This window comes from Arthrobacter sp. Y3221160, assembly GCF_059092585.1.
On the sequence record NZ_JBNHHU010000001.1, the window covers coordinates 2,199,063 to 2,210,187 of the forward strand.

The following is an 11,125-nucleotide window of genomic DNA, read 5'->3' on the forward strand; positions in this document are numbered from 1 at the left end:
GGCCCGCAAGGGCAGGGGGCGTATAGCTCAGGCGGTTAGAGCGCTTCGCTGATAACGAAGAGGTCCCAGGTTCAAGTCCTGGTACGCCCACGGATGACTGATCCCACCGATGTCGGGAGGACACCGTGAAGAAGTTGCTGCTGATGGCGGCCGCGGCCGCGGGTGTCTTCGCGTACAAGAAGTGGCAGGAATCCGAAGCGGAGAAATCCGCTTGGAGCCGCGCGACCGACAAGGTCGAGTGACTCAAAGCATCGGCCGGTCCGACCGGCCGGACCCTCCGGGGGCATGGCGCAATTGGTAGCGCACCTGCTTTGCAAGCAGGGGGTTAGGGGTTCGAGTCCCCTTGCCTCCACCGGAAATGCGAGGCCCCGATCTACGGATCGGGGCCTCGCTGCGTTCGCTCCCTCGCTGCGTTCGCTCCCCCGCTGCGTTCGCCCCCCGCGGCCGCGGCGGGATGGGTTTGGCAGGGTTCACCCCTAGGCTGAAGGTGTGATCATTTTCCTGGCCACACTGGCTGTGCTCGGCATCTCCGCGTCCGGTCCCATCATGGCTGCCACTGCCGCCCCCGCCCTGGCCATCGCATTCTGGCGGAACATCATCGGCGCCGTCGTGATGGGAGTACCCTCGGCGATCGGCCGGCGCCAGGAGTTCCGGAAGCTGACGACGTCGGACATCGGCTTCAGCGCGGTGGCGGCCGTCGCGTTGGCGCTCCACTTCGCCTGTTTCATCACCGCGTTGCAGCTGACCTCGGTGGCGGCGGCGACTGCTTTGGTCTGCCTGCAGTCGGCCTGGATCGTCCTGTTCAACCGGCTGCGCGGCATCAAGGCGTCCCGGCTGATCTTGTGCGGTGTCGGGCTCGCGTTCGCCGGCGTACTGGTGATCTCCGGGTTCGACCTGCGGCTCTCCAGAGAGGCACTGCTGGGCGACCTGCTCGGCCTGGTCGGCGGGGCCATGGCCGGGGTGTATACGATGGCCGGCGGCCGGGTACGGCGCCGGCTGTCCACGGGACCGTACACCACCATCTGTTACGGATTGTGCGCACTCATCCTGCTGGCTATGGCGTTGGCTTTCGGACAGCCGCTCGCCGGGTTCCCGCCCCAAGCCTGGGCCGGGATCCTGGCCGTGACCGTGGTGGCCCAGTTGCTGGGCCACTCGGTGCTGAACCACCTGCTGGCTGTCCTGAGTCCGCTGGTGGTTTCAATGATCATCCTGCTGGAAATCCCCGGAGCCGCCGCCCTGGCGGCCCTGTTCCTCGGCGAGACCCTTCCGTGGGGCACCTACGCGGGCCTGGCACTGATCCTGGCGGGCCTGGCCGCCGTCGTGCTTTCCCAGAACAGGTCGAAGGTGCAGGGACGCAACCCGGTGCCGGAAGCCAGCGGACCCGGGAGGGACTAACGGCTACAGCCCGCCGCGCGTCACGCGGACCTGCGTGCGGGCCTGGTGGACCCGGCGCAGCAGCTTTGCGGGGTAGTAGACGCTCATGAAGATCAGCATCGGCACCCGCGCCATGCGGCGGTCGATCTTGTGGACGTTGTAGGTGCGCTCGAAGCGCGTGACGTAGTACCGGTAGTCCTTGGGCGAATCTTCCAGCCTCCGGGCCGACATGCCGCTGATCATTTCCGGCACGTATTGGATCCTGAGCGCGTGGTCGGCCAGATGAACGGAGATATCGATGTCCTCGTGCATCTCGTCCGCCTCATCACGGCAAACCTCGTTGCGGATAATGTCCCAGGCTCCGCGGCGGATGGCCATGTTGGATCCGAAGAGGAAGTGGTACTGCTTCTTGGCCAGTTTCAGAACGAAGCGGCGCAGGCGGTCGTCGGCCTGGAGGCCGAAGCGCCGCAGCGGCATGTCGTAGTACAGCACCGGACCGGTGCACGCCATCACTTCCGGGTCGGCGAAAGCCGCTTGCACGCGCTCAACCCAGTCGGGCTCCAGGACGGAATCAGCGTCGATCCTGCCCAGGACTTCTCCGGTGGCATGGTCCAGGCCGAAGTTGCGCGTGGGGATCAGGCCTTGCTCCGCATCCTGCTCGAGCAGGATCAGGGGAACATCGGGGTATTCGGCCTGCATGGCCCGGACCAGGTCGGCTGTCCCGTCGGTCGATTTGTTGTCCACGACGATGATTTCCCAGGGTGCCACGGACTGGCATACCGCGGCGTAGACGCATTGGCGGATAACCGACTCTTCATTGAAGGCCGGGATGACGATCGACACGCTGGGCGCAGCACTTCTCACGGCATGAAATCTACCAGCAGGCTTGCCGGGAGTCCGGGAAGCGGGTCGTGAAGGGGATGGGACGGGAGAGAACAATGGGAGCTCCCCTTCGGGGAGCTCCCATTACGGCGTGTGCTGAAGGAAAACTACTTCTTGGTGTCCTTCTCGGCGGCAGCGTCGGCAGCTTCCGCAGCCTTCTGGCCGGCCGCCCGCGCGGAGCGGGTGGGGCCGTTGCCGGTCGTCTTGGCCGTGGCTGCCGCGGCCTCGGAACCCTTATCGGAGACAGAGGTACCCGCTGCGGCATCCGAGGTGGCCGGGGCTGCAGCGTGTTTGGCTGTTGCGGTTTCGGCAGCCCCGGCGGTACCTGTCGAGGTGGAAGTTGTGGAAGTCGAGGCGGAGCTCGAGCTCGACGGACTGGTGGTGGTGGAAACCTGACCCGGTGCCGGAGTCGCACTCGTCGGCTGGACCGGCGTCTTCCACGGATCTTCGACCGGCCGGGCAGCCCGCCATGCGGCCACTCCCGCCGTTGCCGCGGCCGCGAGGATGCCCACGATCAGCCAACCCTTGCCGCCCCCGGACTTCTGCTGGTTTTTCAGCTCCTTGGCAGCCTTCCTGGCATGCCCGGCGGCTGCCTTTTGGGCTTTCTTGAGGGCGCGCTTGGATCCGCCCGCCTTGACGACGGCGGCCTGCACCGAAACGGGCAGCGCGGTCTTGTCCAGCGTCTTCGCGACCTGGTCTGCGGTAGCGGCGAGCCGTGCTGAGACGGTCGGGATGTACTCGTCGACTACTTTGTCCCGGGCATGTGTGATGGCGGGGGCCGCCCGGTCCAGGGTCTCCTGGATGCGCGGAGCAGCCTCATCCACAACGTGGGAAATCTTCGGGGCCAGGCTGTCCAATCCCTCCTGGATCCTCGGCGTCACAGTTACTACGGAGTGGGAAAGATCCTTGGCGGCCTTCTGCAGCCCCCCCTGGATGCGCGGTGAAGCGGTCTCAATGCTCTTTTCGATCCGCGGGACGGCCCAGTTCCGCGCGGCTGCCATCTTGGGAGAGGCCCAGTCCTTGGCTGTTCCCACGAGGACAAAAACATTGCCTTCTGCGTCGTGAGCTATTCGTTTGGTCTTCTTCACTACTACCTCCCGGAAATGGTGACGGTCGTTCATCAGCCTACTTCCTGCACTTGCAGACGGCTATGCCGGCGATGAAACGCGCGGGATTTTCACTCATCGCGGAACCGGCCGCCGGCGGGAACCCAGGGGAATCGCCGTGGAAGAATGGTGCCATGACTGCTATTGCTACAGCTAAGGCCACTATCCACACCAACCACGGCGACATCGTGGTGAACCTGTTCGGCAACCACGCCCCGAAAACCGTGAAGAATTTCATCGGGCTGGCCACCGGCGAGATCACCTGGAAGCACCCGCAGACCGGCGAAGAGACGAACGCTCCGCTCTACGACGGCGTCATCTTCCACCGCATCATTAAGGACTTCATGCTCCAGGGCGGCGATCCGCTGGGCCAGGGCATCGGCGGCCCGGGCTACCAGTTCGACGACGAAATCAACCCCGACCTGAACTTTAACGAGCCCTACAAGCTGGCCATGGCCAACGCCGGCATCCAGGGGGGCCGCGGCACCAACGGCTCGCAGTTCTTCATCACTACCGTTCCCACCACCTGGCTGCAGGGCAAGCACACGATCTTCGGCGACGTCACGGACGAAGCTTCCCGCGCCGTCGTCGATTCCCTCAACGCGGTGGCTACCGACCAGCGGGACAAGCCGCTGGAAGACGTGGTCATCAAGAACATCACGGTCGAGCAGCTCTAAGTTGCCTAATGTCCCCGCCCGGAACCCGGGCGGGGACCTTTTCCCAGCAGGAGCGCCTCCATGTCCTACGGAATGCCGGCCGAACCGCCGCAGACCGATGTCCCCGTCTGCCCGCGGCATCCGGACCGCGTCTCCTACGTGCGCTGCCAGCGTTGCGGACGCCCGGCCTGTCCGGAATGCCAGCGCACGGCGTCGGTTGGCGTCCAGTGCGTCGACTGCGTCAACGAAGCGGCGCGCAGCATGCCGACTGTCCGTACCGTCTATGGCGGGGTGGCCGCGGTCGGCCGTCCCGTGGTCACGCTGACACTGATCGGCATCTGCGCCGTTGCCTATCTGCTGCAGTGGGTCGTTCCCGGCTTCACCGAAAGGTTCCTGTACGCGCCGGTCTACACCCTTCCAAATCCGTTCTACGCGCCGGAACCGTGGCGGATGATCACCTCGGCTTTTCTGCATTCGCCGAATTTCCTCCTGCACATTGCCTTCAACCTCTACGCCTTGTGGATCCTGGGCCGGCACCTGGAGCCCCTGTTGGGGCGGCTGAGGTTCCTTGGGCTGTACCTGCTTTCCGGCTTCGGCGGCTCGGTCGGCGTACTCCTGCTCTCCGCTCCCAACATTCCCGTGGTCGGCGCCTCAGGGGCCATTTTCGGCCTCTTCGGCGCACTGTTCATCGTGCAGCGGCAACGCGGCGGCGAGGTCAGATCGCTGTTGGTGCTGATTGGCATCAACGCGGTGCTCGGATTCGTGGTCTCCGGCATTGCCTGGCAGGCGCACTTGGGCGGACTGCTGGTTGGTGCCTTGTCCGCTGTGGTGCTGGCCTACGCGCCGAAGGGAAAGAATCGAAGCGTTGTCCAGTTCACCGGGCTGGCTGCCATACTCCTTGTGCTGGTGGCGGTCACTGCCCTGAAGGCGATGACGTAACCCCGGCCGGCTTCCGCCAAGGCGGGCAGGAAAAGTGTCCTGGAGGACGCGGTTCCTGCCCGCCTTTCCTGTGTGGTCCCGTTTGCCGGACCGGCAATCTCCGGGCAGTCCCGCCCGGGGGCTGGCTGCAGGCGCACGCTGTGCCCGAGCCCCTCTCACTCCCTCCGGCGCGCCTGCCGTGCAACTGCGCGTTTTCCCCAACCTGCTTTCCCCATCCTGTGGGCTGGCTGTGGAAAGCTCCGCGGCCCTCGCTGAGGTGAAAGGATGTTATGCACAGGAGTTATGCACAGTGAGGATAAGTTACACACATGTAATTCCACAGCTGTGGATAACGTGATGGCAGGTGACAGAAGGGGTGGACGGAAGTAATCCCCAAAGTTATGCACGTCTGTGGATAAGTTCGGTCTACAACTGTGAAAACGTGGACAACTAAGCCTGCAGCCCCTGCAATTAGCCGGGCACTACAGTGGAAAAGGCGAAACATTCGTCCGGCCGAAGACATATGCAGACCCTGCAAACCGGCCTTCAGGTAGCCTTGAAATCCGGTCCCCTCGCTCGACCAGCCACGGGGCCCACGCGGCCGTCCCGGACCCAGGCGATAGTCGGATCGAATGCGCCGCGCCCCATGCCTTGTGAACGGCCGGCTGCGGCCTCTCGGAGGATCTGCTTCCTACCGGCCTGTCGCAGGCCGGGCCATCCAAGCTCCCTCCCGTGAAGGGAAGGAACAACAGAAGGAATCTACGTGACTACCGAAACCGGCAACTCCACACGAATCGACCTCACCCGCGAGGAGATCTTCAGCGCCCATGAGGGCGGCAAGCTGCAGATTGGCCTCACCGCACCGTTGGACACCAAGCGCGATCTCTCCATCGCCTACACGCCGGGTGTGGCCCAAGTCAGCCGCGCCATCAACGCCGACCCGGAAATGGCCGGGAAGTACACGTGGGCCTCCCGGCTGGTGGCAGTGGTCTCCGACGGCACCGCGGTGCTGGGGTTGGGCAACATCGGGGCGGCTGCGTCACTGCCGGTGATGGAGGGGAAGGCTGCCCTCTTCAAGCAGTTTGCCGGACTGGACTCCATCCCGCTGGTACTCGAGACCACCGACGTTGACGAGATCATTGAGACCCTGGTGCGGCTGCGGTCGAGCTTCGGCGCCGTCAACCTTGAAGACATTTCGGCGCCACGCTGCTTCGAGCTCGAAGCCCGCCTCATCGAGGCCCTGGACATGCCGGTCATGCACGACGACCAGCACGGCACCGCCGTGGTAGCCCTTGCGGCGCTGACCAATGCCGCCCAGGTGGTCAACCGCGAGCTGGCGTCGCTCAAGGTGGTTATTTCGGGCGCGGGCGCGGCGGGCATCGCCGTCGCCGAAATCCTCCTGGCCGCCGGCGTTGCCGACGTGATCCTGCTGGATTCGCGCGGCATCATCCACGGCGACCGCGGCGATTTGACCGAGGTCAAGGCCTCCTATGCTGCCCGCACAAACCCGCGCGGAGTCACCGGCGGCAGCGCGCAGGCGCTCGACGGGGCAGACGTGCTGATCGGGGTCTCCTCCGGCACGATCCCGGAAGAGACCCTGGAGAAGATGTCCGACGACGCCATCATCTTCGCGCTGTCCAACCCGGATCCGGAAGTACACCCGGAGACCGCCGCGAAGTTCGCGAAGGTTGTGGCCACCGGCCGCAGCGATTTCCCCAACCAGATCAACAACGTCCTGGCTTTCCCGGGCATCTTCCGCGGCGCACTGGACGCGGGTGCCCGCCGCATCACCCCGGCCATGAAGGTTGCCGCGGCCGAGGCAATCGCGGGAATCGTTGGGGAAGACCTCGCGGCCGATTACATCATCCCCAGCCCGCTGGACCCCCGGGTGGCCCCGGCCGTTACCGCTGCCGTGATGGCCGCCGCAGACGCCGGCTGAGCCTACCCTGGCAGCCGCCCTGCCGGGGCCCGTCCCCGTATCCCGGGAGCGGGCTTCCGGCGCACCTGCCCGGTCAGGCGGGCTTTAGAGCCATCGGTTGCGCCTGAAGAACCAGTAAAGCCCGAGGGCCGTCAGGAACATCAGAACCAGCGACATCGGGTAGCCGAACGCCCAGTCCAGTTCCGGCATCACCGTGAAGTTCATCCCGTAGACGGCGGCCACCAAAGTCGGGGCGAAGAGTATGGCCGCCCAGGACGAGATGCGCTTGACCTGTTCGTTCTGGGCAACACTGGTTTCGGTGAGTTTCTGGGCCTGCAGGGTGGAGCTGAGGCTCAGGGCGTTCTGCAGGACGGCACGGAAGGCGTCGACGCGCTCGTTCAGCCGGATGACATGGTCCTCGACGTCGCGCAACCCGCGGGCCACCTCAAGGTCCAGGTCAGGGTTTTTGGTGCCTCGTTCGAGGACGGCGATCATCCCCTCCAGCGGGTGCAGGGCACGCTGGAACTCGATGACTTCGCGCAGCAGCTCGTAGATCCGTCGGGAAACGTCGGGATCGCCGCCGAAGAGCTGGTCTTCGATCTCGTCGATGTCGTTCTCCAGGCCGAGCACCACGGGTTCGTACTCGTCGACGACCTGGTCCAGGACCGCGTAGAGCGCCGCCTGCGGTCCCGTCGCCAGCAGGTCGGGCACGGACTCCATACGCTGCCGCACGTGGGCCAGATCCGGCGACTCCGCGTGCCTGACGGTGATCAGGAAGTCCCGCCCCATGAAGACATGCAGTTCGCCGAACTCCACCTTCTCCGTTTCGTCGATGTAGCGCGCGGGCCGGAGGACGGTGAACAGCGTGCGGCCGTACTGTTCCAGCTTGGCCCGCTGATGGCCGCGCAAGGCGTCCTCCACGGCCAGGTGGTGAAGATCGAACTCCGCTGCCACGGCGGCCAGCTCCGGCTCGCTCGGCCGGTAGAGCCCTATCCACGCCATGCCCGAGTACCGGTGCAGCTCGCTGAACGTCTGCTCCAGGGTTTCGGGCGTTGCGGCACGGACGCCGTCGACGTAGATGCCGTTATCAACCAGCATGACTGCCTACGAGCGCCACCTGGTCGTCATCAGGAAGCCCGCGATGGCGATGCCGAACCCGATCATGATGTTCCAGGACCCTGCTGCCGGCAGCGGCCACGCTCCCTGCGTGATGTAGAAAACGATGATCCACAGCAGGCCGATGATCATGAGGCCGAACATGACCGGTTTGAACCACACGGGGTTGGGCTTATTGCCTTTGGCGGTCAATTCCTCGGGACGCCGTTCGGTCCTCTTGCGGCGCTTCGACTCGGGCACAGATCCTCCGGGGCATCAAGGGGTGGTTGGCACTGGCAGGCCGGGGCCGCGATCTTCACGCGAGTCCGCCGCCGCCGACCGTCTAGCTGTTTAGTCTAGCCAATGTATGTGACGTTCGCCGCCGCGCATTTGCCGGGATCACCGCGGGGGACCGATCATAGTGTGAGTGCTGCTGTTGCCGCCTTGGCTCCCGTTCCCCCGACGGAGTGCCGACCGGCTCCCGCAGTCCCCGTCCCGGAACAACTCCACGATTGGCACGACCGTCACATGAGCAAGACTCCGCGCATCCTCGTCATCGACAACTATGACAGCTTCGTCTACACCCTGGTCGGCTACCTTCAGGAACTCGGCGCGGAAACGACTGTGGTGCGCAACGATGACGTCACCCTCGAGGAAGCGGTTGAACTGGCCGGAGTCCGCGACGGGGTCTTGGTCTCCCCCGGCCCGGGAACGCCTGCCGAGGCGGGCATCTGCGTCGAGCTGATCCGTTGGTGCGGCCGGGAAGCAAAGCCGATGTTCGGCGTGTGCCTGGGCCACCAGGCGTTGGCCGAGGCCTATGGCGCCACCGTCACCCATGCCCCCGAATTGATGCACGGGAAGACCTCGCACGTGACCCACGGCGACCAGAACGCCTTCCTGGGCGTTCCGAACCCGTTCACGGCCACCCGCTACCACTCGCTGGCGGCCGTGCGCAGCACCATCCCTGCCGAACTCGAAATCACCGCGGAGACCGACAGCGGAGTCGTGATGGGGCTGGCCCATCGGAGCGCGCCGCTGTGGGGCGTGCAGTTCCATCCCGAATCGGTGCTGACCGAAGGCGGCTACCTGATGCTCGGTAACTGGCTAGAGTCGCTCGGCGCGGAGGGAACGGCCGAACGCGCCGCCGCGCTCAGCCCGCTCATTACCCACTGAACCGCTCCGGGGCGGGACCGCGCGACCGGTCGCGGGGACCAGGCTGCCACGGATGCTGTCAGTCGTCGCTGTTCCCGTTGCCCCGGCCGTTCCCGTTGCCGCGGCCGTTCCCGTTGCCGGAGTTGTTGCCTCTGTCGGAGCCCTCATCCGGGTCGGGCGCAGGCGTTTCGGAGGGCTCGGGGGGCGGCGGTGCAACCGCAACGGTCAGGACTATCTCAGTCCCCTGTTCGACGTCCGTTCCCGCTTTAACGCTCTGGCCGACGACGGTGCCGGGTGCGACCACCTCGTTGTCGACCTCTTGTACCCGGTAGGGCAGGGCAACGGCCGCGTCTTCCAGCATCGTGCCGGCTTCTTCAACAGTTTTGTTCATCAGGGCCGGAACGCGCACCATGCCGTTCGAGATGACCAGGTCCACCGTGGAACCGGTCTTGACCTTCTCGCCGGGGGCGGGCTTGGTGGTCACCACATTCCCGCGCGGCATGGAGGCACTGTTCGCCGGGACGTTTTCCCCCGGTTCCAGGCCCAGATTCCGGAGCTTGTCCCGGACCTCCGCCTCGGTGCGGCCGGCCAGGTCCTTGGGAATGGTAGCAAATTCGCTACCCTCGGAGATGTAGACCACGACCTGGCTGCCCGGTTCCAGCTGTTCTCCGACGTCCGGATCGGTTCGGGTTGCCATGCCCGCCTCGACGTCGTCGCTGAACTCCTGTTCAACCCGTGGCTTGAGATCCGCTGCCCAGATGGCGTTGGTGGCGGCGTTCTGGTCCATCCCCGCCACAGCCGGAACGGCAACCGTATCCGGGACGGCGTTCTGCACCAGCATGTTGTAGACGTAGTAGCCTCCGCCCACCAGGACCAGCAGCAAGGCAATGATCAGCGTGACGATCCATGCCCGGCGCTTGGCCCGGCGCTCGGGTTCGATGTCGTCTTCACTGCCCACGGCCAAGGCGGTGGGAAGCTGCCCGCGGTCGTAGGAGGCCGTTTCCGGCCCGGCGTCGTCATCAGGCGAGTAGGCGGTGTGGGACAGGTCAGGAGTTTCCCCGGCCACGGCGTGGGCCGGCTGGGTGATTAGTTCGGTGGCGGGAGCCAGTGCGGGAAACGCTTCCGTCGCCGGCCCGGCCGCCTGGTGCGGCGTCCCGCCCAGCGCCGCACGCAGCGCGTCCGCGAAGGCAGCGGCCGTCTGGAACCGGTCCGCCTTGTCTTTTTGCAGCGCATGTTCCAGTACGGAATCCAAGGCAGGCGTAACGTCAGGATTGAAGCGGCTCGCCGGTTCGGGGAGTTCGCGGACGTGCTGGTAGGCCACGGACACCGGGCTGTCACCGATGAAGGGCGGACGACCGGCAAGCATTTCGTAGAGCAGGCAGGCGGCCGAGTACAAGTCGCTGCGCGCGTCCACGGCTTCACCCCGGGCCTGCTCCGGGGAAAGGTACTGTGCGGTCCCCAGAACCGCCTGGGTCTGCGTCATCGTCGCGGCCGAATCGGCCAGCGCACGCGCGATGCCGAAGTCCATCACCTTCACGTTGCCCTCGGGCGTGACCATGACGTTGGCCGGCTTGATGTCGCGGTGCACAATGCCCGAGCGGTGGCTGTATTCGAGCGCGGCCAGGACGCCGAGGGCATAGCGGACCGAGTCCTCGATGCCCAGCTCGCGGCCCTTGATGAATTCACGCAGCGTCCGGCCCCGGACGTACTCCATCACGATGAACGGGACCTTGACGTCGTGCTCCGCCGCGCCGGGAAGATCCATGTCCCCCGTGTCGTACACGGCAACGATTGCCGGGTGGTTCAGCCCGGCCACCGCCTGGGCTTCGCGCCGAAACCGGGACTGGAGCATCGGGTCGCGGGCCAGGTCGGTCCGCAGCTGCTTGACCGCCACCGAGCGGCCCAGGCGGATGTCACGGCCCAGCAGCACATCGGCCATCCCGCCGCGTCCGATGAGTTCCCCCACCTCGTAGCGGCCAGCCAGGATGTGCGGCGAGTCCACTGGTTGTCGTCCTTCCATCAGG

At 65.7% G+C, this 11,125-nt stretch carries 11 protein-coding genes and 2 tRNA genes; 8 read left to right on the forward strand and 5 right to left on the reverse strand.

Annotation, left to right across the window (positions count from 1 at the left end; all coding sequences use genetic code 11):
* Window positions 1-16: 16 nt before the first annotated feature.
* The 4 genes from AC5RWG_RS10260 (at window position 17) to AC5RWG_RS10275 (ending at window position 1,395) form a co-directional block, all read left to right on the forward strand.
* Window positions 17-90, forward strand: a tRNA-Ile gene (locus tag AC5RWG_RS10260).
* A gap of 35 nt (window positions 91-125) precedes the next feature.
* Window positions 126-242 (forward strand): DLW-39 family protein, encoded by a 117-nt coding sequence (locus tag AC5RWG_RS10265; RefSeq protein ID WP_494001205.1) that lies wholly within the window; start codon window positions 126-128, stop codon window positions 240-242.
* A gap of 37 nt (window positions 243-279) precedes the next feature.
* Window positions 280-352 (forward strand) — tRNA-Ala (locus AC5RWG_RS10270).
* 137 nt (window positions 353-489) lie between these two features.
* The gene (locus tag AC5RWG_RS10275; RefSeq protein WP_494001206.1) at window positions 490-1,395 is read left to right on the forward strand and encodes a DMT family transporter; all 906 of its coding nucleotides are present in this window, start codon (window positions 490-492) and stop codon (window positions 1,393-1,395) included.
* 3 nt (window positions 1,396-1,398) lie between these two features.
* On the opposite strand, the gene AC5RWG_RS10280 is transcribed toward AC5RWG_RS10275, so the two are convergent.
* Window positions 1,399-2,238: a glycosyltransferase family 2 protein gene (locus tag AC5RWG_RS10280; RefSeq protein WP_494001207.1), complete on the reverse strand. Its 840-nt coding sequence runs from the start codon at window positions 2,236-2,238 to the stop codon at window positions 1,399-1,401.
* Window positions 2,239-2,363: 125 nt separating this feature from the next.
* A complete protein-coding gene (locus tag AC5RWG_RS10285; protein ID WP_494013429.1) occupies window positions 2,364-3,377 on the reverse strand; it encodes a hypothetical protein in 1,014 nt (337 codons plus the stop codon).
* A gap of 119 nt (window positions 3,378-3,496) precedes the next feature.
* On the opposite strand from AC5RWG_RS10285, the gene AC5RWG_RS10290 reads away from it, so the two are divergent.
* The 3 genes from AC5RWG_RS10290 (at window position 3,497) to AC5RWG_RS10300 (ending at window position 6,875) form a co-directional block, all read left to right on the forward strand.
* Entirely contained in the window at window positions 3,497-4,039 is a 543-nt protein-coding gene (locus tag AC5RWG_RS10290; RefSeq protein WP_494001209.1) for a peptidylprolyl isomerase, read from the forward strand.
* A 60-nt stretch (window positions 4,040-4,099) separates the two neighbouring features.
* Entirely contained in the window at window positions 4,100-4,957 is an 858-nt protein-coding gene (locus tag AC5RWG_RS10295; protein ID WP_494013427.1) for a rhomboid family intramembrane serine protease, read from the forward strand.
* A 742-nt stretch (window positions 4,958-5,699) separates the two neighbouring features.
* Window positions 5,700-6,875, forward strand: a complete 1,176-nt coding sequence (locus AC5RWG_RS10300; protein WP_494013426.1) for an NAD(P)-dependent malic enzyme — start codon at window positions 5,700-5,702, stop codon at window positions 6,873-6,875.
* A gap of 84 nt (window positions 6,876-6,959) precedes the next feature.
* Here AC5RWG_RS10300 and AC5RWG_RS10305 read toward each other — a convergent pair whose 3' ends face one another.
* Both AC5RWG_RS10305 and AC5RWG_RS10310 read right to left on the reverse strand, forming a co-directional pair.
* Window positions 6,960-7,952, reverse strand: coding sequence for a magnesium and cobalt transport protein CorA (locus AC5RWG_RS10305; protein ID WP_494001212.1), 993 nt, complete (start codon window positions 7,950-7,952; stop codon window positions 6,960-6,962).
* 6 nt (window positions 7,953-7,958) lie between these two features.
* Window positions 7,959-8,210, reverse strand: a complete 252-nt coding sequence (locus tag AC5RWG_RS10310) for a cell division protein CrgA (RefSeq protein ID WP_494001213.1) — start codon at window positions 8,208-8,210, stop codon at window positions 7,959-7,961.
* 267 nt (window positions 8,211-8,477) lie between these two features.
* Between AC5RWG_RS10310 and AC5RWG_RS10315 the strand changes: the two genes are divergently transcribed.
* Entirely contained in the window at window positions 8,478-9,122 is a 645-nt protein-coding gene (locus AC5RWG_RS10315) for an anthranilate synthase component II (RefSeq protein ID WP_494109609.1), read from the forward strand.
* A gap of 58 nt (window positions 9,123-9,180) precedes the next feature.
* Here AC5RWG_RS10315 and pknB read toward each other — a convergent pair whose 3' ends face one another.
* Entirely contained in the window at window positions 9,181-11,103 is a 1,923-nt protein-coding gene (pknB, locus tag AC5RWG_RS10320) for a Stk1 family PASTA domain-containing Ser/Thr kinase (RefSeq protein ID WP_494024917.1), read from the reverse strand.
* Between the last annotated feature and the right edge of the window lie 22 nt (window positions 11,104-11,125).